This is a genomic window from Puniceispirillum sp. (SeqCode), from assembly GCF_965657105.1.
Taxonomy (GTDB): domain Bacteria; phylum Pseudomonadota; class Alphaproteobacteria; order Puniceispirillales; family Puniceispirillaceae; genus Puniceispirillum.
In genome coordinates this window covers 1-23,612 of the sequence record NZ_CBFHNB010000033.1, presented here as the reverse complement: position 1 = coordinate 23,612, position 23,612 = coordinate 1, and the positions used below count along the sequence as shown (strand labels likewise).

The following is a 23,612-nucleotide window of genomic DNA, read 5'->3' as shown; positions in this document are numbered from 1 at the left end:
CTATTGCGCTTCAAAACTGATTTGGGGGCTATTACATTAATGCTCGCGATTTAAAACAGGTGGTTGATTTGTGTCTTGCTAAAGACGGCTTAGGCTATCAAATATTCTAAATTTCAAACGACAAAGATGCAGTTAATCTAACTCTAGACGTAAGTTAATGCTAATCCAAATTGGTTAATAATTGACTGGTGATAATCAACAAAACCCGCCCAGAGCTTGATTATATAGGGGCGATAGCTAAGCGTAAGTTAAAACTCCGCTATATAATTTTTGATCATTAGCTCAATCCGCCAATTGATTGCGCCAGGGCGGGTTGCAGCCACTTTCCTCGCAATTTAGCGCAGCGGCTTTTGCCGCCGCTGATAAGACTGTTGTCAAAGCGTCAATATCAGTTGTGCCTAGCGTCTCTGGGGTGATGCGGCCGGTTTCAATAATCCATCTGAGTATTGTGGCCATAAAGGTATCGCCAGCACCGACCGTATCAACCATTATGTCGATTGTGGCGGATGGCACATGCACGTCACCAGCCTCAACAAAGCCACGTGCGCCCGCGGCGCCAAGGGTCAGGATAAATAAAGCCGCATTGCAATCAGCGCGGCAATCAGCCAGCGCTTGTTCGAGTGGCCGGTCTGGGTATAACCAATGCAAATCTTCATCGCTGAGTTTCACGATGTCGGCACTGTTCATCAATTCATGCAAACGCGCAACATATTGGCTCCGGTCATGGATGAGGGCGGGTCGTACATTGGGATCAAGCGAGGTCAGAATCCCGGCATCTTTACAGCGCTGGAACTCGGCTTTCCAGGCCTCTGCGTCATCGCCTTCAATCAGTGCCAAGCCACCAATATGAAAGATATTTGTCTCTGATGGCACATGGCTGGCGAGTGTTTCGCGCGTGACCTGTCGCTCGGCTGTGCCATTGCGATGAAAGCTATAGGACGCCACACCATCAGCCGTGAGCGAAACAACAGCCAGTGATGTGGGTTGTTGCACACGCGGCGCGGCGACCGCTACATTGCTTTCAATCAGGCGCGCTGCCAAAAGATCGCCAAACGCATCTATCGAGATGGGCGTTACATAGGTCACGTCACAACCTTGCCGGCCAGCAGCCATAGCGACATTAAACGGGCCACCTCCTGGTATTGCTAGATAATGCGGCTGTTCATCATCTGTATGCTTTCCCGACACAAGATCAATCAGGTTTTCTCCGCCAACAGCAATCATCTTTACACTCCTAAACGGGCTTTGCCCTCACTACAGCATTTCTGGCTTATTATCTCAATTTGATATGACCCATGTTGCGGGCATTGCTTTTTCTAGCACCCGTCTAGCATTGGCAAGATCATTCATCTGTGCCCGGGCTTTGGCGGCTTCGGGGGACATGCCTTGATCACGCCAGCGTTGGATCAGGCGCTCCTCCAGAACAGCCTCTGATACATCAAGCCAGATGCTGGCGTCCCATGTATCGGCCAGATCAACCCAGCCTGGTTCGTCAAATAACAGGTAATTACCTTCAAAAAGCAAAATTGAAACTGTATCAGGCACCGTGCCGCCATTGTCGATGACGCTATCCTGATCGCGGTCAAAAGTGGGAAATTGCTGTGTGCTGCCATTTTTTAACGCCTCGATCAAATGTGAAAAGCCAGCCAGATCGAAAGTTTCAGGCGCGCCCTTAACAGATAGAAGGCCATGCGCCGTCAATGTTGCATTATCCAGATGAAAGCCATCCATTGGAATGATACAGCAAATGTCCCCAAGCTTTGATGCCATGTCTGCGGCAAGGGTGGACTTGCCACTGCCAGGGGCGCCCGCGATCGCCACTGTAAGCAATGACGTATTGGATGCCCGCGCTGTGATCTCTGCCACCACTTTATTGATGTCGGTGATGTGTGGATTTGTATCAATTAACATCGTACTTTATCCGCCTCTTCCGCTTATGCCTAACCTTCATATTAGGATGTAAAGTTGACTAAAAGGTACAAACTTAACTTGCGCTGAACTTTACACGCGTTAATATTGGATGCGACAAGGGGTGCATATTTGTCAAGTGTCTCTGCGGCACAATAGTGAATTGGAATGATTTGATGAGCCATCAAAAAATTAGAAATATGGAGGAGTTTGCCACCTTAAGCGGTATTTCGCGCCCGACAATTTCAAAATATTTTAATGACCCTGATAGTGTGAGATCAACGACGCGCAACAAGATTGAAACCGCTTTGAAGGAATATGATTATCGTCCAAATATCTATGCGATGAATCAGAATCGGCGCCTGACTAAGAATATTGGTATTGTTGTTCCCTATCTTGCGGATCCGTTTTTTGCCGAGATAGCCCGGGTGTTGGAGCGCCGCTGTATCGACGCTGGCTTTACGCCAACTTTGTTTTCTTCGCATGGTGAACAGGGCTTGGAAAATGCGATTCTTGATACATTGCGATCACTGAAACCTGCCGGTGTGTTGCTGGCACCTTTGGGCCGAGCTTCTGATCGAAAATATGTCGAGCAATTTTGTCGTGATGTGCCAACCATTTTATTTGACAGTAATATTGAGGGCGTTGGCGCCGCCTTTGTTGGTTCGGATAATTTTAGTTTTGTGTCTCAGACTGTCGAATATCTAAGCAGAACGGGGAATGTCCCCTGTTTCTTCGAGATGCGCGATCCAGCCAATCCAAACGCCAATAAGCGGCGACATGCCTATCTTGAAATGATGCGACGCCTCGATCTTGAGCCGCATATTGTCAAAATTGATGGCATGGGGTGGGGGTTTGAGGAAATTGGTCGTCAGGGCGCTTTGAAGGTCCTGCGCGATAAATTACTGCCTACCAAAACCGTCTTGTGCAGCAATGATCGTCTGGCAATCGGATTCCTGTCTGCCTGTCATGAATTAGGCGTCACTGTTGGCCGCGACGAGGCTTGTGATATTCGGGTGGCATCGCATGATGACCATCCTTATTCGCGCTTCACCTGCCCGTCTTTGACAACGGCGGCGCATGATTATGAATCGGTAGCGGATCATGCTGTCGAAACATTATTTCAGCTGATTGAAGCTGGCGGCAAACTAAATAACCGTGAAGAAAGATTATTTGCCGCGCGCCTCATAATGCGTGGTTCTGCCTAGAAAAGCCACATCAAATAACAGCAACAGAAAAAACATTTATTTACGCGCGTTAAATTTATATTGACGCGGGCAAATATTATAGTGTTCACTTTCCTGTGAGTAATATACCTAGGAGGAAGACAATGCGATTGAAACAACTAATTTGTACGGCAGCGGCGGCATCGCTTATGGCGTCAGGCGTTGCGTATGCAGATACACTTACCATTGCAACTGTTAACAATGGTGACATGATCCGTATGCAGGGTCTTACTGATGATTTTACAGCTAAGACAGGTCACACTGTTGAGTGGGTGACTTTGGAAGAAAACGTGCTACGTCAGCGCGTAACGACTGACATCACCACCAAAGGTGGTGCTTTCGACATCATGACAATCGGCATGTATGAAACCCCAATTTGGGGCAAGAGTGGCTGGTTGGTTCCTCTTGATGATCTAAGTGCTGATTATAACGCTGGTGACATCCTGCCTGCCATGGCTGGTGGCCTGAGCCATGATGGTACTCTTTATGCGGCACCATTCTATGGTGAAAGCTCGATGATCATGTACCGAACCGATCTGATGAAAAAAGCCGGTCTGACGATGCCAAAAGCACCGTCATGGTCGTTCATCGCCAAAGCGGCTCGTGAAATGACAGATCGTGATAACGGCATTAACGGTATTTGCCTTCGTGGTAAGGCCGGTTGGGGTGAGGGCGGTGCTTTCATCACAGCAATGTCAAATTCATTCGGTGCGCGCTGGTTTGATGAAAACTGGAATGCTCAGTTCGATACACGTGAATGGTCAGACACACTTAACTTCTACGTCAACATGATGAATGATGCAGGTCCTGCAGGTTTTGCCACAAACGGCTTTAACGAGAACCTGTCTTTGTTCCAGCAAGGTAAATGTGGCATGTGGATTGATGCCACTGTTGCGGCATCTTTCGTGACCAACCCAAAGGATTCAACTGTAGCTGACAAAGTTGGCTTCGCGTTGGCACCTGACAATGGTATGGGCGTTCGCTCTAACTGGTTGTGGGCATGGGCGTTGGCAATTCCGGCTGGCACGCAAAAGGTTGATGCTGCCAAGCAGTTCATCGAATGGGCCACTTCAAACGGTTATATTGAGTTGGTTGCGTCAAAAGAAGGTTGGGCAAATGTACCTCCAGGCGCGCGGACATCACTTTATAAGAATCCAAACTACATGGATGTTCCGTTTGCTCAGATGACATTGGACTCAATCCTGTCGGCCGATCCAAACAACTCGACCGTCGATCCGAGCCCTTATGTTGGTATTCAGTTTGCGGCAATTCCTGAATTTGCTGGCATTGCAACTGAAGTCAGTCAGGAATTCTCCGCGGCCTATGCTGGTCAGCAGAGTGTTGCTGAGGCATTGGCCAAAGCGCAGGCTTTGACCAATGACGCAATGGAAGCTGCTGGCTACCGCTAGGCTAATATCTGCAAGGGGCGGTGCATGTCGCCCCTTGCGCACCCGAACTGATTATGGTGCCATTAACACCTCGCCCGAGGAAGTGATCCCATCAAATTAGGAGGCGCACCTTGGCTACCCAACATTCCCGATCAGCTGCCAGATTGATGATAGCGCCAGCGACGATATTGCTTCTGGGCTGGATGCTTATTCCCCTGGTTATGACGTTATATTTCTCATTCAAGAAATATCTGCCTTTACGTGGCGGTGATCTAGGCTGGGTTGGCTTCGACAATTATGTGCGTTTTGTGTCTTCCAGCTCGTTCTGGCCGGCTGTGGCAACGACCTTGATCATTGTCGGTGGGGTTTTGATTATAACAATCACCCTTGGCATTTTATTGGCCTTGCTTCTGGATCAGCCTATGTGGGGTCAGGGCATTGTTCGGATACTTGTGATCGCGCCATTTTTTGTGATGCCGACCGTATCGGGACTTGTCTGGAAGAATATGTTTATGGATCCGGTGAATGGTTTTTTTGCCCATCTCTGGCGCGCCTTTGGGGCTGAACCGATCCAATGGCTTAGCCAGGCATCATTACCCTCGCTTATTATGATTATCAGCTGGCAATGGTTACCCTTTGCGACATTGATATTATTAACGGCGGTTCAATCTCTCGATTCAGAGCAACGCGAGGCGGCAGAAATGGATGGCGCGGGACCGTTTAATCGGTTCTGTTTTATAACCTTGCCGCATCTTTCGCGTGCCATCACCGTTGTGGTGTTGATTAAGACAATTTTTCTTTTATCTATTTTTGCCGAAATCTTCGTTACAACTGCTGGCGCCTTTGGCACCAAAACACTGACCTATCTGATTTTTCAGCGGGTTCTTGAAAGCCAGAATGTGGGGCTTGGTTCGGCAGGCGGGGTTTATGCAATTATTTTAGCCAATATTATTGCCATCTTCTTGATGCGCATCGTTGGCAAGAATCTGGACAGGTGAGGAGATAAATATGGCTCGCACCATTACCACTAATCGAAAACTGATCACGACCATTATCGCATGGACCATAGGGATTGTGATTTTCTTTCCCATTCTTTGGATTATCGTTCTGTCCTTCAAGACCGAAGGTGATGCGATCAGGACACCCATCGAAGTGCTAACTTCGGCATGGACGCTTGAAAGCTATGCTGTGGTGCAGGTGCGATCTGACTATTTCAAGCATTTTAACAATTCAGTGATTATCGCCGTTGGTTCAACACTTGTTGGTATTCTTGTTGCTGTCCCCGCCGCCTGGTCTATGGCCTTTGTCCCTTCACGACGGACGCGCGGTATTCTGATGTGGATGCTATCGACAAAAATGTTGCCAGCTGTTGGTGTTCTATACCCGATTTATCTATTGTTTATTGAGCTTGGTATTCTTGATAGCCGGATTGGGCTGGTCGTTATTTTGATGCTGATTAACCTGCCGATCATCATCTGGATGCTTTATACCTACTTCAAGGAAATCCCGAATGAGATCCTTGAGGCGGCGCGCATGGATGGGGCAACTTTACGCTCAGAATTGCTTTATGTCCTCACGCCAATGGCCATACCAGGTATTGCTTCGACTATGCTTCTGAACATTATTCTGGCCTGGAATGAAGCGTTCTGGACCTTGAATCTAACGGCCGCCAAAGCGGCACCGCTAACGGCCTTTATAGCCAGCTATTCAAGTCCAGAAGGGCTTTTTTATGCAAAGCTAAGTGCGGCCTCGGTTATGGCCATCGCACCAATCTTGATTATGGGCTGGTTTAGCCAGAAACAACTTGTGCGCGGTCTGACCTTCGGGGCGGTAAAATAGGAAACAGATATGAAACAGATACAACTCAAACAGGTTTCAAAGCATTTTGGTAATGTCGAAGTTATTCCGCCACTTGATTTGCAAATTGATGAAGGCGAGTTCGTCGTATTTGTCGGTCCGTCTGGTTGTGGCAAATCTACGCTTTTGCGATTGATTGCTGGGCTTGAGGATGTGACAGCGGGACAGATTCTGATTAACGGTCAGGATGCAACGATAAACCCGCCATCCAAACGTGGTTTGGCCATGGTCTTTCAGTCCTATGCGCTTTATCCGCATATGTCTGTGCGCAAGAATATTAGCTTTCCCCTGCGCATGGCAGGTATGGACAAGGCAGAGCAGGCGCGCCGGGTCGAAGAGGCGGCAAAAGTTCTGAACCTTACTGATTATCTTGATCGCCGCCCTGGCCAGCTATCAGGTGGTCAGCGCCAGCGTGTTGCCATTGGCCGAGCCATTGTGCGGGAACCAAAGGCATTCCTGTTTGATGAACCTTTATCGAATCTTGATGCGGCGCTTCGGGTTGGGATGCGGCTAGAGATAAGCGAGCTTCATAAAAGGCTAGCGACCACGATGATCTATGTGACGCATGATCAGGTTGAAGCGATGACTATGGCAGACAAAATTGTGGTGTTGCAAGCTGGCGTGATCGAACAGGTGGGAAGCCCGTTAGAGCTATATCATTCACCATGTAATACATTCGTTGCTGGCTTTATTGGGTCGCCCAAGATGAATCTTCTTGGCGGTAAAGAGGCTTTGAAACATAAGGCGCATACCATCGGAATTCGGCCTGAGCATATCGCCATTTCATCCACGTCGGGTGATTGGGAAGGCGTTGTTGGCGTAACTGAACATCTGGGGTCTGACACCTTCGTTCATGTAGAGTGTCCGGCCTTTTCGGAAACCTTGACGATACGTGCCAGTGGTGAATTGCAGTTGTCCTATGGGGCTACGGTTTACCTTTCACCCGACTTGACGCATCTGCATAGATTTGATGAACAGGGATTGCGGTTGACATGAAACGTCTGGCTGGCAAATCAGCGCTGATTACAGGCGCGGCGCGGGGGATTGGGCTTCATTTCGCTGAGGCCTATATCAATGAAGGTGCGCGGGTTGCCATAGCTGACATTAATAGTGAGCGCGCTCATGAAGCCGCAATACGTCTTGGCGATCAGGCGATTGCTATCGAGATGGATGTGACAGATCAGGCGAGTATTGACGCAGGTGTAAACATGGCTGTAGCGGCATTTGACGGTATTGATATTCTTATCAATAATGCGGCAATTTTTACCGCCGCACCAATCACCGACATCACGCGTGATGATTACCAGCAGGTATTTGATATCAATGTCGCTGGTACGCTATTTACAATGCAAGCTGTTGCTCGGCATATGATTGCGCGCGGAAAAGGTGGAAAAATCATTAATATGGCCAGCCAAGCAGGACGGCGCGGTGAACCGTTGGTTGCGGTCTATTGTGCGACTAAGGCCGCGATCATCTCATTGACGCAATCCGCCGGAATGAACCTGATCGAGCATAGGATCAATGTGAATGCGATCTCACCAGGGGTGGTCGATGGCGAACATTGGGATGGTGTTGACGCCTTTTTTGTAAAATATGAGAACAAACAGCCAGGCCAGAAAAAACAAGAAGTTGGCGCCGCTGTGCCCTTTGGCAGAATGGGGCGTCCTGCGGATCTGGCTGGCATGGCAATCTTTCTAGCAAGTAAAGAAGCTGACTACATTGTGGCGCAAACCTATAATGTAGATGGTGGACAATGGATGAGTTAATGGATCTTTCTTCCCGTAAAACCAGTATGACGAGCCTGAATAACAATACCCTAGACGCGTTGCCAGCGCATGTTATGCGCCCGCATTATGACCGTACCTGTTTGACGCCAGGTATCGTGCATATAGGTGTTGGTAATTTCCACCGCGCGCATCTTGCATGGTATGTGCACCGCCTCATGCAACAAGGCCAGGCTTTGGATTGGGCGATCATTGGGGCTGGTGTGCGTGAACATGATGCGGTTATGCGTGAAAAATTGCTGGGACAGGATTGCCTAACCACATTGATTGAGCTTGACCCATTAGGCGCGCAGGCAACCGAGGTCACGGGAGCGATGCTGGACTTTTTGCCAGTTGATGCCGATAACAAGTCGCTTATTCAGACCATGGCTGATCCCAGAATAAGGATTGTCACAACAACGATAACCGAAGGTGGTTATTACCTTGATCCAGCTAATCAGGGATTGGACCTTACGCATCCTGAGATTATCTATGATGCTGAAAACCCAGATCGTCCCCGCACTGCCTTTGGCGCCATAGTCGCTGCACTGCGTCTGCGGCGTGACAATGGCGTTGGCCCTTTCACCGGTTTAAGCTGTGATAACCTACAGGCGAATGGCACGATATTAAGACAGGCCGTTGTTGGTCTGGCGCGACTTAGCGATGCGGATCTTGCCAACTGGATTGACAATCATTGTTCTTTTCCAAATTCGATGGTCGATTGCATTGTGCCGGCGACAGGCCCTGCCGAACTTCAACGTGTACGCGCTTTTGGCATAGAAGATGATGTGCCAGTGACGCATGAAAATTTCCGACAATGGGTTATCGAAGATTCATTTTGCGCGGGCCGCCCTGACTGGAGCCTTGTGGGCGCGGAATTTTCGGATCATGTACACCAGTATGAGGCACGAAAAATACGTGTTCTGAATGGCGGCCATCAGGTGCTGGCAAATGTGGCCGAGATTTTAGCCGTTGAAAATATCTCTGATGCAATGGCGCACCCGCTTATTCATGCGATGTTCAGGAAGGTGCTTACCGACGAAATAATTCCCCATGTCGATCCTTTGCCTGATAGTCCGGTACTCGAATATCTGGATCTGATTGATAGGCGGTTCGCTAATGATGCTATTATTGATACGGTGCGGCGCGTTGCCTTTGATGGCTCGGCACGTCATGTCGGTTTTATTATACCGACAATTCGTGATGGCTTGGCCTCAGGGCACCCGATCGAAGGGTTGGCGCTTGTCGAAGCATTATGGGCACGTATGTGTGAGGGAACTCGTGAAAATGGAAGCCAGATAGAGGCTAATGACCCAATTTGGGACATGCTCACAGACAAAGCGGCGGCGGCGCGGCAGAACCCGTCAGTCTGGCTTGAAATGCAACAGATATATGGTGACCTTGGTCAGCATGCACGCTTTGCGGATGCCTTTGCGAAATGGTTGAAACATATCTATGAAAACGGTGTTGAATCGACGCTCCAGCTTTATTTGGAACAGACTTAACACCCCAGACACCCCAGCCAGTCGTTACTCGCAGACCGTCTCCATCGATACAAAGGTTGATGTTGACGCGACATGGGGCAGGGATGAAATCTTTTCGGCCAATTCGATGCGATAGCTACGAATATCACGGGTGCGGACTTTCAACAGATAATCAAAATTACCAGCAATCATATGGCATTGTTCAACGGTTTTGAGTTGCCGGACGGCAGCGTTAAAGGCCGCCAGCGCTTCGGCGCGCGTGTCGGATAAAGTGACCTGAATAAAGGCGACATGATCCTGATCTATTTTGGCAAAATCTAACTGCGCGACATAGCCACGGATAAAGCCTTCCTTTTCGAGCTTTTTGATCCGTGCCTGTAATGGCGATGGGGATAAGCCCACTTCATCAGATAAGGCTTTTAGCGTTGTTTTGCTGTCTATGGCCAGCCGGTCAAGAATGTTACGGTCAATTAGATCCACGGTAATTTATCCTGTAATTTGTAAAAATAAAGAATATTAATAAAATAAACACGTAAAAATAAGAATTAAATACTGTTATATACATAAATACAGGATAAAGAAAAACACTATTCTTGGTAAGATAGGAGGTAAACCAAAGCTATAGGGGATAAATATGCACGCCGTACATTCTGTATTAGACGATATATCATGGGGTGCGGGCGTCTTTCCGACAGTGGCGCCGATGCCCGATGTGGATGTGCTTGTGTCTGGTTTCTTGCACAATCCGGTTCTGGATAACATAAGCCGCGACACTGTGCTCGAACAGGCTCGACAGATTGCCGCTGTGGCGCGCGATGCTGGCAGCCTGTTTTCAGCAGAAAAGATAATGGCGGTCTATAAATTATCTACTGCCGAGGGGCGCATGATCATGGAAATGGCGGAAGCCTTGCTTCGTGTTCCTGATGCGGCGACGCGTGATTTTCTGATTTTTGATAAACTAGCTTCGGGGCATTGGCTTGATGCTGATGCCACCGGCTTTGTTCGGGGTATGGAAACAGCGCTTGAATTGGCCAGTGGTATTGTCCGGGGACAGCGTGAAAAGGGGCTCAAAGCCATGGTGTCAAAGCTGGGTGTTCCGGCTGTGCGCCGTGCGATTGAAACCGCCATGCGGCAGATGGGTGGGCAATTTGTTTTTGCCGAAACCATCGAAGCGGCTGTCATACATCTTAATGATACTGATACGCTATATTCCTTCGACATGCTGGGCGAAGCCGCGCGCTCGGCTGAAGATTGCGATCGCTATTTTGCCGCCTATGCGCATGCTATTGCCTGTGCTGGCGCCAAGGCCAAGGCAGATGACGTCAATCACAATAGCGGTGTGTCGGTCAAGCTGTCTGCATTATCGTGCCGGTTGCAAACCCGTTACTGGCCAGCCAGCTGTGATGCGCTGACCGACAGGGTGGTGCAATTGGCACTAGCGGCGCGTCGGCATAATATCCCACTGACCATCGATGCTGAAGAATATGGCAGGCTGCAACCTAGCTTGTATGTTTTTGAGCGTCTGTTGGCGCATCCGCAATTACGTGGCTGGTCTGGCATGGGCATTGTGGTTCAGGCCTATGCCCGCCATGCTGGTCCCGTTATTGATTGGCTAGCCAATCAGGCACAATGTCATGCTGTCCGCATACCTGTAAGACTGGTCAAAGGCGCTTATTGGGATACGGAAATCAAGATTGCCCAGGAAAAGGGGCTTGCTGATTTTCCTGTCTATACGTCAAAAAATCACACGGATCTGGCTTATCTGGCACATGCAAAACGCCTGATGACAGCGTCCCAGCATTTCCTGCCACAATTTGCTAGCCATAATGCCTATACGCTGGCGGCGGTTACCCATCTGGCACATAGCATCAAACCAACCTCCTATGAGTTGCAGAAGCTTCACGGTATGGGTGATGCGATACATAATGAGCTTAGGAACATCGCCTCGGCACCGCTTCGTGTATATGCGCCGGTGGGCTGTCATCAAGATTTGCTTGCCTATCTTGTACGCCGGATTCTGGAAAATGGCGCGAGTTCTTCCTTTATGAACAAGTTGGCGGATGTTCAGGTTGGTATCGAAGATTTAGTAACTGATCCCTATATGAAGATCGATAACGCTAAGTCTTCACTGGCAACAGGCGCGCAGATGTTTGCACCATTACGCAAAAACAGTCGTGGATTTGATGAAGAAGATGTCGAGTCTGTGCGTGGCTTTGCCAAAGCTATCGCGTCACCTGATATGCCATCCCGACCAGATGAAGCAAACCGTGAAGATGTCGCCATCGCATTTGGTCAGGCTGACAAGGCGTCATGGCCGCATCTACCAGCATCACAGCGTGCTGACATTATTGATCGCATTGCTGATAAATATGAGCAGGCGGCAACCAGGCTTTATCATCTGCTTGTGCATGAAGCGGGCAAAACCATTGACGATGCCGTGGGTGAAGTGCGTGAGGCGGTTGATTTCTGTCGCTATTATGCTGTGCAGACGCGGCAGTTAGGTGCCAATTCCCGAGCGCGGGGCACGGTTGTTGCGATTTCGCCTTGGAATTTCCCACTGGCTATTTTTACTGGACAGGTCGTGGCGGCCTTGGCGGCTGGTAATGCGGTGTTGGCAAAACCTGCCGCACAAACCCCGCGGATTGCGGCTTTGGCCATCTCGCTGATGTATCAAGCCGGAGTGCCAGACGATGCCTTGCATATGTTATGTGGTGGCAGTGCGGTTGGGGACATGCTGACCAAAGCGGGACAGGCCGATATGGTGGTCTTTACCGGCTCAACCGCGACCGCCAAGATTATCGAGGGAGCTATCGCCCAGTCGGACAAGCCTCATGCGCCGCTTATTGCCGAGACAGGTGGGCTAAACGCGATGATTGTTGATGCTTCAGCTCTGCTTGAACGCGCTGTTGATGATATTCTGACCTCGGCTTTCCGCTCGGCAGGACAACGATGTTCCGCGTTGCGGATACTCTATATTCAGGACGATATTGCCGCCGATTTAATTAGCATGATCAGGGCGTCGGCGGCGATGCTAAAGGTTGGTGATGCCGCCGATATGGACACCGACATCGGCCCGATTATCGATCAGGATGCCAAAATGCGGATCGATCAGCATGTGGCCGCGGCACGGCATGATGGTCGTCTGATCTGGCAAGGTACAGCGCCCGCTTCGGGGTGTTTCTGTGCGCCATCGATTATCAAGCTTGCTGGGATCGAGAGTCTGGAAAGTGAAATTTTTGGTCCGGTTTTGCATGTCGCCACCTATAAGGCCGGTGACGAGGCCAAGGTCGTTGAGGCAATAAACAAATCTGGTTACGGGCTAACCTTTGCCATACATAGCCGCATTGATGCCAATATCAAAGCTGTCAGCGACATGATCAATGTTGGCAATGTCTATATAAACCGTAATCAGATTGGAGCCGTTGTTGGCGCGCAGCCTTTTGGCGGGCATGGGTTATCGGGAACCGGGCCAAAGGCTGGGGGGCGCGCCTATCTTCGTGCTTTCACGATGGAATCTGAAATGGGTCATAGTGGTGATGCGATGTTATCTCCGGTGCTGCTTCCAGGGCCGTCAGGTGAGCGTAACAGCTATAGCGTCATGCCGCGTCATGCTGCGGTGCTTGTCTGTCATCCTGATGCGCAAACCCGTGTCCGCCTATCAAAGATCGCACGTGACTATGGCAATAAGGTGCAAGAGGTGGTGGTGATCCCGGATAGTGGCGATTTTGACGCCGTGATGACGCTGGCCGATCATCATGTCGATCTGGCGGTATTGCGCAAGGCGCTGCATTATTCATGTCGGCGGGTGATTCCTCTCATCACCGATCAGGGCGGCCATGTCTGGCTTCAACAGGAAAAGCATGTCTGCCGTGATATGACCGCATCAGGTGGCAATATCGATCTGCTGATGCGTTAGGGTTTGTGGTTTTAGCTCTGGGGTTTGCCAATGCGCTATTGATATGTTGCGTCGGTCATTTGTGCGCCAAAAATATTTCATGCTGGCCGTTGGCGTCAGAATGTTTGAATTGATGATTGTTGACAATCGTCAAACACCTATGATTAGGTATATTATTAAGGTCGAAACAAAATAAATCTGAGGGAAAGGAGACAGCTCATGAAGCTCAATCGCCGATCATTTACAATGGCTGCTAGTGCAACTGTTGCAGCAATTGGTCTATCAGGAGTAATGCCAGCATTCGCTGCAGGATCAATGTCGTCAATCAAATCACGCGGCTCTTTAAGAGTAGGCGTTACGCAGGCACCGCCTTGGTATTCGAAAGATCCAGCCACTGGCAAATGGACATCTGGAGTTGGTGTCTCAGCAGGCATGGCCATGGCGGCCGCGCTTGGTGTTGAGTTTGAGCCTGTCGAGGTTACCTGGGGCACGGCTGTTGCCGCGTTGCAGAGCAACAAGATCGACATTATGTTTGTGTTGGATGCGACGGCAAAACGGAAAGAAGCGGCTGACTTTCCGGTATCACCATTGTTGTTCTATTCACTTGCCGTTATGGCAAGAGAAGATCTGGATGTATCAAGCTGGCAGGATCTAAATAAGGCAGGAATTAAGATTTCTGTGCCTCAGGCCACCAGCATGGATGCGTTTCTGACCGAAAATACTGGTAATGCAGATATTCAGCGTTATCCGGGTAATACCGAAGCTATTGCCGCTTTCCAGTCAGGCCGCGTTGACGCTGTCTGCTTGTTCCATCCGCCATTGATTGCCGCGCGCAAGCGTTTGGGTCGTGGCAAGATTGTTGTGCCAACACCGACAAAGTCGAATCCAACCAGTGCCGCGGTTCGTAAGGGCGATACCGAATTTGTAAATTTTGTCGATGGCCAATTGAAGAGTTGGTATGAAACACGTCAAATTCAGACTTGGTATGAAGATTTTCTAAGTGGTTTCGGGTTGGATCCAAAAGCGGCTCCCGCCATCGTCAAAGAACTTCTATAGCCCTGTTCAAATCCTATGTATGAATGGGACTTTATACCTGTATTAACGGAAACTGGTTTTTTACTTGCCGGTTTCCGTAACACTTTGGTGTTGACGGCGACGGCCTTGTCAGGGGGGCTTGTGGTTGGCCTTGTCTTGGCTTTTGCGCGTTTGTCATCCCGCCGTTGGGTAAGGTTTCCCGCAGATGTAATTATTGAGGTGTTTCGCACCACGCCGCCTCTGGTTCAGCTATTCTGGTTCTTCTTTGGCTTGCCTATTGTGCTGGCAATAGAGATGACACCCTTTCTTGCCGCGGCACTTACATTCACCATTCAAAGTGGTGCGTTTTTTGCTGAAATATTTCGCGCTGGTATCGTATCGATTGAACATGGTCAATGGGAAGCCGCCAAAGCAATCGGCATGCGTTATAATCAGGCGATGCGCCGCATTATTCTGCCGCAAGCTGTCAAACGCATGTTCCCCTCGATGATGGAACGTTCGATCGAATTGATGAAAACCACAACGCTTGTGGCGACAGTGTCATACGCTGATCTGTTGTTTCAGGCCAATGAACTTGCGCAGAAAACATTCCGCCCGCTTGAAGTCTTTACAGTGGTGGCGCTGATTTACTTTGTGACCATTTCAATTTTCAGCTTCCTAGCTTCACGCTTCGAACGGCGCCTTACCCGTTCGGGGGAATTTTCACTATGACATATTACTGGAATTTTCAGAGTGTTTTTGACAATTGGTGGGCTTTGGCAGTGGGGCTTGGTGGCACGCTTCGGTTGTTCATAGTCTGTTTGATTTTGGGGATGAGTCTTGGCTTGCTTGTAGCGCTTGGACGACGGTCGCGAACCAAAGCTGTTCGATGGGCATCAACAGCCTTTGTCGAGTTTTTTCGCAATACGCCCGTGCTTGTGCAGATATTGTGGTTCTATTATGCCTTGCCAATCCTCGCGCCTGTTGAGATCAGTCCCTTTACCGCCGCCATTTTAGGCATTTCATTGAATTCGGCGGCATATTCGGCAGAAATTTACCGTGGCGGCATACAGTCGATTGAACCAGGCCAGTGGGAGGCGGCAAAAGCCATCGGCATGAACGGACTACAAGTTCTGCGCAGGATTGTCTTACCTCAGGCTATACGGCGCATCGTGCCCGCATTGACCAACAGGGGGATAGAAATTTTCAAGATGTCAACATTGGCTTCGGTTGTGGCATATGTCGAAATGCTCCAGCAAGGCAAATTGATTGCGTCGCTCAACTTCAACCCCCTTGAGGTCTACACTGTTGTGGCCGCTCTGTTTATGATAATATTGTATCCCTTGGTTCGTGTAACCTACGCTGTCGAGCGTCATCTTTCGAGGAGTGATTAGGTATGACGCAACCATTACTCAAACTGTCCGGTCTTGGAAAATCATTCAGCGAAAACAGAGTCTTTTCCGGTGTTGATCTGCAAGTTATGGCAGGAGACCGTATCGCAATAATAGGTGCTTCCGGGTCTGGAAAGAGTACATTACTGCGCTGTATTAATGCGTTGGAAAAACCTGATCAGGGCTTGATTGAATTTGGCAATATTAGCTTGGCGACGGGTCAGGCCAATGGACAAGCATATAAAGAAAAGGATCTATGCGCGTTACGCCAGCGCGTCGGTATGGTTTTTCAACAATTTAATTTGTTTCCGCATATGACTGTAGTTGGCAATGTAAGTGAAGGTCTTGTGACGGTTCGTGGGATGAACAAATCAGAAGCGAAAGCCTTGGCCATAGGTGAGCTAAGGCGCGTTGGTCTTGAGGATAAGGCAGACGCCTATCCATCGCATCTGTCTGGAGGTCAGAAGCAGCGTGTTGCAATCGCTCGTGCCTTGGCGATGAATCCGGAAATTTTGCTTTTTGACGAACCAACATCAGCGCTTGACCCTAATCTGGTTGGCGAAGTTCTAGGCGTTATCGAACAGCTGGCGAATGAGGGTAGAACGATGCTTCTTGTTACCCATGAAATTGGGTTTGCCTATCATGTAGCCAATCGTATCGTATTTTTGGCAGATGGAGGCATCTATGAAACGGGAACACCTAATGAGGTGCTGAAAAACCCGAAAGGCCACCTAACCCAGCAGTTTTTAGCCGATCACCAACGTTTTCAATTTTGACAAGGCCCATCATGTCTAATCAATCCAGTGCCCAAGGTTATCTTCCCGATCCGCGAAATGAAAACGTGCTTGTCTATGTTAATGGTGCGCTTGTCCCTAGGCATGAGGCCAGCATATCTGTCTTTGACAGTGGCTTTGTGTTGGGCGATGGCATATGGGAGGGGTTACGACTGAAAAATGGGCATATTTTTCAGCTTGAGGCGCATCTTGACCGGTTGTTTGAAGGGGCGACATCGATTGCGCTCGATATCGGGCGTAGTCGTGAAGAATTGAAACAGGCCATAAATGAAACGCTAAAAGCCAATGATATGCATGATGGCGTTCATATTCGTCTTATGATTTCACGTGGGCTGAAAAGCACACCTAATCAGGATCCACGATTTGTCATTGGTAAAGCAACGCTGATCATTGTGGCCGAGTTCAAGACACCGCGCCCAGAATCAAAGCAAAAGGGTCTGATACTATTCACCTCTACGTTTCGAACCAGTGGCCCTGATGTGTTTGATTTACGGCTGAATTCGCATAGTCGGCTTAATTTGATTCAGGCTTTGATTCAGGCCATAAATGCGGGTGCTGATGAAGCTGTTATGCTTGATCCGCGCGGCTTTGTTGCCAGTTGCAATTCCACCAATTTATTTATTATCCGTGGACGTGAAATTTGGACATCGACCGGTCAGTTTTCATTTAAGGGTCTAACACAACGCGCTGTCATTGATGGCTGGCAAGCGCAAGGTGAGACAGCGAAGGAAAAAGACTTTACGCTTGCCGAGTGCTATTCCGCTGATGAGATGTTTGTCACAGGCACACTTGGCGGCGTGACTCCAGTGGTTAAAATGGATGGTAGGGTGATTGGGGCAGGCGTTCCAGGGCCGGTTACCGCGTCTGTAAGCGCAGCTTATCATGACTGGTTGATGCAACGTGAACAGGATACATAGCTTATGCATGGTTCAGTTAAAAAAGATGCAGACATGCTCTTGCCTATTCGGCGGGAAACCTTTTGTGAGCAGATTGTCTCTAATCTCAAGCGCGCAATTTTAAGCGGTGAGATCGAAGGCGGTACGCAAATCACCGAAACCCAACTTGCATCTAGGTTTGGGGTGAGTCGTGGTCCATTGCGCGAGGCCATGGCGCAATTAGCAACCGAAGGTCTGATTCATTCAGTACCCTTTACGGGAACCCGCGTTATAAAATTATCTGTAATGGATGTACGCGAGATTTATTCTCTTAGAACGGCACTGGAAACCCTTGCGTTTCAGGAAATTTGGGACAAACGCGATCACGCTTTTGCCGAAGAACTGGAATCGCGTCATTCGCGATTGATGGACACGCTCAAGATAGGCGATCATGTGGCGTCAAGTGAGGCCGAGGTAGGGCTTCATTCACTTGTATATGAGCGCTGTGGCCATAAATTGCTTTTGGAAAGCTGGCAACGTGTGGCGGGTCGCTTACAACTCTATCTTGCGCTTCATCAACGTGCGCATGGCCGGACAGGCCCCATAGAGGACGCGCACGAAAACTATCTAACGCTGGCTATGTGTGATGATTTCGAATTGATGCGCAAAGAAATTGAAAGCCATATGCGCCGCGGCGTTGACCAGCTGGAAGATTACGTGGGTCTTTAAGGCATATGACCGATGGGGGCTTTGGCGATTAGCTAATAGTCATCCACGTCACCAGCTTTACCATTTCAATTAAAGCCTACCCATGGCGCTGACCAAAAGGCAGTTTCAGCTAGGATTTACGGTACCCATTGATGATCCAACTCAGCGGGCGTGATTGATCATCACGTATCAAGACGTATTTTAAAGTGAGGGTTGACCTTGGCTGTACAGTCATTAACCATAGGGATCAGATTATGCGCGTTAGAAACATCTGACCGCAGGCATATCAAATTCAAAAAGTTTTAAAGGTGGTGCTTATGTTTGAGAAGAAGATATCAATCGGAATCAAATATATTGAAAAAGGTCTGTTGACCTTGATCGCCATCCTGACGGTCATTGCCACGCTACAGGAAATAAACATCATCTACCAAGCAGGCAAAGTTAATCTTGCCGATTTGCTGTTGCTGTTTATCTATACCGAGGTGCTAGGTATGATCGGGATTTTCTTTGCCAGCAACCGCATTCCAATCACCTTGCCATTATTCATTGCGATGACCGCACTGGCGCGTTTGATTATTCTTCAGGGCAAGGAAATGGATCCGATCACGCTGGTTTATGAAGCTGGTGCCATTCTGATTATTGCACTTGGTTGTCTGGTTGTGCGTTACCGGCCAGCGAACCAATATCGATACCAGAATGACGAGGGCGATGTTTAGGGGCGTCTATAGCCAGACTATCGCCATCTATCGCCATCGGGGTCCGCCGAACCAGGCGACTAATGACCGTCTTGTCCCCTTAGTAACCGGGCGAATCCGGTGTCGAAGATAAGATGGGAAAATCAGGATAGTGCCTTTGGATGTAAAATCGGCATTTGTTTTGACGTCATCAAATTCAAACACGCCGCCTTCATATTCTGACGGGTCACTAAGCTGAACCGTAATCGACAATTTCCTGTCAGATTGGCTTGATCCGTTCCACTGCACATCATGGTGCCAGTCATAATGCCCCGCTTGGGCGGCGTGATATTCGGTGAATTGTATCTCGGCATCATTCTGCACATCAACGTCAAAAGCCTTGTCATTGGCCTGCTGGACATAGCTCCACAGCAGATCCTGCACCCATTGATCTGGCACCCAGCGGATAGTGCTGCTTCGTATATCTTGCATGGATTCGGCAGTCGAAAAGATGGTCGCATCGCGGGCGGGCTGGCACAGGGCGGCAGTGGTGATGCTATCGATTTGGGCGCTGGTCAGTGTCGATGTCCATAGCTGGTATAACTCACGCATTGCTGGGTTTCACTTTTATACGTGGCATTACGGCATGTCCTTCATTTATGGCAGCGTCTAGTTCAAATGATGAGGCACAATATCGCTTTCACCTGTCATTTCCAAGACTGGTTATTTCCAAGACAGGTTATTTCCAAGACTGGTTATTTCCAAGACTGGTTATTTCCAAGACTGGTCAGAACTCAGCTAATCTGAACTGGCTTGATATAGGGTCTCTAAAAGGTGCATTACTGTCTTTGCTGTGCATTTCCGGCGCTAACTATCGGAAAATAAGATCTAAATAATAAATCGCTTGTAAAGCGCTCCCCAAAGCGCAAAAGTAGTGAGTGAAATTTGCATCAAAGACTTTGGGAGAGAATAATGAAATTTCTAAAAACAGGTATCGTTGTCGCGGCCATTACTGGCATGGCGATTTCGGCTGCCAATGCACAAACGCTTCGCTGGGCGCGCTCTGGCGACTCGCTTACCCTTGATCCACATGCCCAGAATGAAGGGCCTACGCATACGCTGGCGCATCAGATATATGAGCCGCTTTTACAGCGTGACATGGCTGGCCAGATCACACCGGGTCTTGCCACATCTTGGAACGCACTGGCAGATAATCCGAATGTCTGGCGCTTTAGCTTGCGCAAGGGCGTGAAATTCCACGATGGCGCTGATTTTAATGCTGATGACGCGGTGTACAGCTTTAAACGGGCGATGATGCCAACTTCGGCTATGAAAGAATTGCTGACCAGCGTCAAAGATGTCCGTAAGGTTGATGACTATACGATTGATATGGAAACTAACGGTCCAAACCCATTGCTGATCAATAATCTGACCAATCTGTTCATGATGGATAGCGGCTGGACTGAATCGAATGGCGCGTCTGCCCCGCAGAATGTTGCGGCGGGCGAAACCACATTCGCATCACAGAACACCAATGGAACAGGTGCGTTTGTTCTGACCAGCCGCACGCCTGATCAAAAGACCGTATTGACAGCCAATCCGGCTTATTGGGGTAAAGGTACATTCCCGCTTGAGGTTAGCGAGATCATCTTTACGCCTATCCAGTCGGCGGCGACCCGTGTTGCCGCTTTGCTGTCAGGCGAAGTCGATTTTATTCAGGATGTGCCGGTGCAGGATCTAGAGCGAGTTGGTAGCCAGTCAGGTCTGAAAGTTGAGACAGCGGCGCAAAACCGCGTGATCTTCTTTGGTATGAATAGTGGTCTTGCTGACCTGAAGACAGATAATGTCGATGGCAAGAACCCGTTTGCGGACGTACGTGTGCGCCGTGCCATGAACATCGCCATCAATCGTGATGCGATCAAGAAAGTCGTCATGCGTGAACAGTCGTCACCAACAAATGTTATCATGCCGCCTTTCGTCAATGGCTGGACAGCCGAGCTTGATAAAATCCCGGCTCATGATGTGGCAGCTGCGAAAAAGCTGTTGGCTGATGCTGGATATTCTGATGGATTTTCGATCACATTGAACTGCCCGAATGACCGCTACATTAATGACGAAGCAATATGTCTGGCTGCGGTTGGCATGTTTGGTCAGATTGGTATCAAGGTAAATCTTGACGCCAAACCAAAAGCCCAGCATTTCCCGATGATCAAGAACAAGACCACCGAGTTCTATATGCTGGGGTGGGGCGTTCCAACATTTGACTCGCATTACATTTTCAACTTTCTTGTGCATGGCACCACCGAAAAGCGTGGCTCATGGAACAACACTGGGTATGATAATGCCGCTGTGAATGACATGATTGTCAGCTTGGAATCTGAAACTGATCTTGATGCGCGTGATGCCACTATCGGTAAAATCTGGGCGCAGATTCAAGAAGACCAGCTATATCTTCCGATCCACAACCAGGTGTTGAACTGGGGCATGAAAGACGGCATCAAATTTGATGTCCAGCCAGAAGACCAGCCGCATTTCAAATATCTGTCTTTTAACTAAGATAATTTAAAGGAGGCGGGTTTCCGCCTCCTTTTAGATACCGGTTTCCGTCATGTTGATTATTCTGCTCCGCCGACTTTATCAGGCGATTTTTGTGCTATTACTTGTGGCATTGATTTCGTTCTGTATCTTTCGTTTTGTCGGCGACCCTGTTGATAATATCCTGGGCCAGGAAGCGACTGTTGAAGACCGCAATGAATTGATTGACCGGATGGGATTAGATGATCCGGTGATTGTCCAATATGGCCGCTTTATCTGGAATGCTGTGCGTGGTGAATTTGGTATTTCCTATCGTACGGCAGAACCGGTATCGTCACTGATTGCCGAACGTTTGCCAGCGACCTTGGAACTGGCCTTTGTATCTGCCTTTTTTGCGTTGTTTTTTGGCGTTATTCTTGGCGTTTATACGGCGGTTCGGCGACAGGGTTTTTTAGCGCATTTCATTATGACAGCTTCGCTTATTGGTGTGTCTTTGCCGACCTTTCTGATCGGGGTGTTATTAATCTGGCTATTTGCAGTCGAGCTTGGCTGGCTTCCGTCTTTCGGGCGTGGTGATACGATCATGCTCGGTGCTTGGGAAACTGGGCTTCTTAGCCTATCTGGGCTTAAATCGATAATTCTGCCGGCAGTGACGCTAGGGCTTTATCAGATGACGTTGATCATGCGGCTGGTGCGCTCGGAGATGCTTGAAGTCCTGCGTCAGGATTTCATTAAATTTGCGCGTGCCCGTGGGCTAACCGAAAGAATGATACTGTTCCGTCATGCGCTCAAAAATACGCTGGTTCCGGTGACTACGGTAGCTGGTCTGCAGATTGGTTCGATCGTTGCCTTTGCCATCATCACCGAAACGGTCTTTCAATGGCCGGGGGTAGGTTTGATGTTTATCAATGCTGTATATTTTGTTGATGTGCCGGTTATGTCAGCCTATCTGCTTCTTGTTGGCACCCTATTTGTTATCATTAATTTCATTGTCGATATGCTGTATTTCCTTATTGATCCGCGCATCAAACAGGATCCGCTGAACAGAGGTGGATCATGAGCGAAACCAAAAAAACATCTCGCCAAAAAGCATCTCGCCAAGAAATATCTCGCCAAGAAACATCTCGCATGTCACGCTTTCTGGATAGTGACTTTTTCTTTGATTACCGCCGGGCGCCTATAACGATCATTGCATCGCTTGTTGTGGCACTGTTGATTTTTGTTGCTGTGATGGCACCCTTTGTCGCGCCAAGCAATCCTTTCGATCCAACATCGATAAATCTGATGAACGGCTTTACCCCGCCGATGGAACCGAATGCCTTTACGGGTGAGGTGTTTCTGCTAGGCACCGATGATCAGGGTCGGGATCTGCTATCGGCGATTATCTATGGTCTCAGGATTTCGCTGTTTGTTGGTTTGATGTCGGTTTTGCTGGCGATGGGGATTGGTGTTAGTCTTGGTCTGTTGGCAGGCTATGTTGGCGGCTGGATTGACAATGTCATCATGCGCTGTGCTGATATTCAGATGACTTTTCCATCGATCTTGACAGCGATGCTGATTTTTGGCGTCATGCGCGGGGTTATTCCACCTGATCTGCGCGATGAAATGGCGGTCATTGTGCTGATCTTGGCCATTGGCCTGTCCGAATGGGTGCCATTTGCCCGAACCGTGCGGGCGACAACGCTGGTGGAAAAGGAAAAGGAATATGTGCAGGCGGCGCGTATCATCGGCCTGAATCGTATTCAGATCATGTGGCGTCATATTCTGCCAAATGTGCTGGGGCCGGTCTTTGTGATTTCGACGATCACCCTTGCTCTGGCGATTATTGCCGAAGCCACTTTATCCTTTCTAGGTGTTGGGGCGCCGCCAACCGAGCCAAGCCTTGGCACCTTGATCCGTATTGGTCAGAGTTTTCTGTTTTCGGGTGAATGGTGGATTTTACTGTTTCCGGCGGCGACATTGCTGGCTTTGGCGCTATCGGTCAATTTGCTTGGCGATTGGTTGAAAGACACTTTGAATCCAAGGTTGAAATAATGGGAATCCAAGGTTGAAATAATGGGAATCCAGGGTTGAAATAATGGGAATCCAGGGTTGAAATAA

22 protein-coding genes are annotated in these 23,612 nt (G+C 49.0%); 18 read left to right on the top strand and 4 right to left on the bottom strand.

Going from position 1 to position 23,612, the window contains the following annotated elements:
• Positions 1-282: 282 nt before the first annotated feature.
• Positions 283-1,224, bottom strand: coding sequence for a carbohydrate kinase family protein (locus ACTF7Q_RS06150; protein WP_438996978.1), 942 nt, complete (start codon positions 1,222-1,224; stop codon positions 283-285).
• 54 nt (positions 1,225-1,278) lie between these two features.
• Positions 1,279-1,911: a nucleoside/nucleotide kinase family protein gene (locus ACTF7Q_RS06145; RefSeq protein ID WP_438996977.1), complete on the bottom strand. Its 633-nt coding sequence runs from the start codon at positions 1,909-1,911 to the stop codon at positions 1,279-1,281.
• A gap of 173 nt (positions 1,912-2,084) precedes the next feature.
• Between ACTF7Q_RS06145 and ACTF7Q_RS06140 the strand changes: the two genes are divergently transcribed.
• The 7 genes from ACTF7Q_RS06140 (at position 2,085) to ACTF7Q_RS06110 (ending at position 9,647) form a co-directional block, all read left to right on the top strand.
• Positions 2,085-3,116: a LacI family DNA-binding transcriptional regulator gene (locus ACTF7Q_RS06140; RefSeq protein WP_438996976.1), complete on the top strand. Its 1,032-nt coding sequence runs from the start codon at positions 2,085-2,087 to the stop codon at positions 3,114-3,116.
• Positions 3,117-3,238: 122 nt separating this feature from the next.
• The gene (locus ACTF7Q_RS06135) at positions 3,239-4,543 is read left to right on the top strand and encodes an ABC transporter substrate-binding protein (RefSeq protein WP_438996975.1); all 1,305 of its coding nucleotides are present in this window, start codon (positions 3,239-3,241) and stop codon (positions 4,541-4,543) included.
• A gap of 110 nt (positions 4,544-4,653) precedes the next feature.
• Positions 4,654-5,520, top strand: coding sequence for a carbohydrate ABC transporter permease (locus ACTF7Q_RS06130; RefSeq protein ID WP_438996974.1), 867 nt, complete (start codon positions 4,654-4,656; stop codon positions 5,518-5,520).
• A 10-nt stretch (positions 5,521-5,530) separates the two neighbouring features.
• The gene (locus ACTF7Q_RS06125; protein WP_438996973.1) at positions 5,531-6,361 is read left to right on the top strand and encodes a carbohydrate ABC transporter permease; all 831 of its coding nucleotides are present in this window, start codon (positions 5,531-5,533) and stop codon (positions 6,359-6,361) included.
• 9 nt (positions 6,362-6,370) lie between these two features.
• Complete coding sequence (locus ACTF7Q_RS06120; RefSeq protein ID WP_438996972.1) at positions 6,371-7,375, top strand: ABC transporter ATP-binding protein; 1,005 nt, start codon at positions 6,371-6,373, stop codon at positions 7,373-7,375.
• Positions 7,372-8,145, top strand: a complete 774-nt coding sequence (locus ACTF7Q_RS06115) for an L-iditol 2-dehydrogenase (protein ID WP_438996971.1) — start codon at positions 7,372-7,374, stop codon at positions 8,143-8,145. The genes ACTF7Q_RS06120 and ACTF7Q_RS06115 overlap by 4 nt, the downstream gene beginning before the upstream one ends.
• Positions 8,133-9,647, top strand: coding sequence for a mannitol dehydrogenase family protein (locus tag ACTF7Q_RS06110; protein WP_438996970.1), 1,515 nt, complete (start codon positions 8,133-8,135; stop codon positions 9,645-9,647). The genes ACTF7Q_RS06115 and ACTF7Q_RS06110 overlap by 13 nt, the downstream gene beginning before the upstream one ends.
• 24 nt (positions 9,648-9,671) lie before the next feature.
• Here the strand turns inward: ACTF7Q_RS06110 and ACTF7Q_RS06105 are convergent, their stop codons facing one another.
• A complete protein-coding gene (locus ACTF7Q_RS06105) occupies positions 9,672-10,106 on the bottom strand; it encodes an Lrp/AsnC family transcriptional regulator (RefSeq protein ID WP_438996969.1) in 435 nt (144 codons plus the stop codon).
• Between the two features lie 154 nt (positions 10,107-10,260).
• On the opposite strand from ACTF7Q_RS06105, the gene ACTF7Q_RS06100 reads away from it, so the two are divergent.
• From ACTF7Q_RS06100 to ACTF7Q_RS06065, 8 genes are all read left to right on the top strand, one after another.
• A complete protein-coding gene (locus ACTF7Q_RS06100; RefSeq protein ID WP_438996968.1) occupies positions 10,261-13,542 on the top strand; it encodes an L-glutamate gamma-semialdehyde dehydrogenase in 3,282 nt (1,093 codons plus the stop codon).
• A 270-nt stretch (positions 13,543-13,812) separates the two neighbouring features.
• On the top strand, positions 13,813-14,577 hold the full coding sequence (locus ACTF7Q_RS06095; RefSeq protein ID WP_438996967.1) for a transporter substrate-binding domain-containing protein: 765 nt from the start codon (positions 13,813-13,815) through the stop codon (positions 14,575-14,577).
• A 15-nt stretch (positions 14,578-14,592) separates the two neighbouring features.
• Positions 14,593-15,267: an amino acid ABC transporter permease gene (locus tag ACTF7Q_RS06090; protein ID WP_438996966.1), complete on the top strand. Its 675-nt coding sequence runs from the start codon at positions 14,593-14,595 to the stop codon at positions 15,265-15,267.
• Positions 15,264-15,929 (top strand): amino acid ABC transporter permease, encoded by a 666-nt coding sequence (locus ACTF7Q_RS06085; protein WP_438996965.1) that lies wholly within the window; start codon positions 15,264-15,266, stop codon positions 15,927-15,929. Before ACTF7Q_RS06090 ends, ACTF7Q_RS06085 begins: the two co-directional genes overlap by 4 nt.
• Before the next feature lie 2 nt (positions 15,930-15,931).
• Entirely contained in the window at positions 15,932-16,702 is a 771-nt protein-coding gene (locus ACTF7Q_RS06080) for an amino acid ABC transporter ATP-binding protein (protein ID WP_438996964.1), read from the top strand.
• Between the two features lie 11 nt (positions 16,703-16,713).
• A complete protein-coding gene (locus tag ACTF7Q_RS06075; RefSeq protein WP_438996963.1) occupies positions 16,714-17,637 on the top strand; it encodes an aminotransferase class IV in 924 nt (307 codons plus the stop codon).
• Between the two features lie 3 nt (positions 17,638-17,640).
• The gene (locus ACTF7Q_RS06070) at positions 17,641-18,324 is read left to right on the top strand and encodes a GntR family transcriptional regulator (RefSeq protein WP_438996962.1); all 684 of its coding nucleotides are present in this window, start codon (positions 17,641-17,643) and stop codon (positions 18,322-18,324) included.
• Positions 18,325-18,620: 296 nt separating this feature from the next.
• The gene (locus ACTF7Q_RS06065; RefSeq protein WP_438996961.1) at positions 18,621-19,019 is read left to right on the top strand and encodes a phosphate-starvation-inducible protein PsiE; all 399 of its coding nucleotides are present in this window, start codon (positions 18,621-18,623) and stop codon (positions 19,017-19,019) included.
• A 27-nt stretch (positions 19,020-19,046) separates the two neighbouring features.
• Here the strand turns inward: ACTF7Q_RS06065 and ACTF7Q_RS06060 are convergent, their stop codons facing one another.
• Positions 19,047-19,589 carry a 2OG-Fe(II) oxygenase gene (locus ACTF7Q_RS06060; protein WP_438996960.1) on the bottom strand — a complete coding sequence of 181 codons (543 nt, stop codon included), beginning with the start codon at positions 19,587-19,589 and terminating at the stop codon, positions 19,047-19,049.
• Between the two features lie 360 nt (positions 19,590-19,949).
• On the opposite strand from ACTF7Q_RS06060, the gene ACTF7Q_RS06055 reads away from it, so the two are divergent.
• From ACTF7Q_RS06055 to ACTF7Q_RS06045, 3 genes are all read left to right on the top strand, one after another.
• Positions 19,950-21,533 carry an ABC transporter substrate-binding protein gene (locus ACTF7Q_RS06055; protein WP_438996959.1) on the top strand — a complete coding sequence of 528 codons (1,584 nt, stop codon included), beginning with the start codon at positions 19,950-19,952 and terminating at the stop codon, positions 21,531-21,533.
• Positions 21,534-21,585: 52 nt separating this feature from the next.
• Entirely contained in the window at positions 21,586-22,572 is a 987-nt protein-coding gene (locus ACTF7Q_RS06050) for an ABC transporter permease (RefSeq protein ID WP_438996958.1), read from the top strand.
• 68 nt (positions 22,573-22,640) lie between these two features.
• A complete protein-coding gene (locus ACTF7Q_RS06045; RefSeq protein ID WP_438996979.1) occupies positions 22,641-23,546 on the top strand; it encodes an ABC transporter permease in 906 nt (301 codons plus the stop codon).
• Positions 23,547-23,612: the final 66 nt, after the last annotated feature.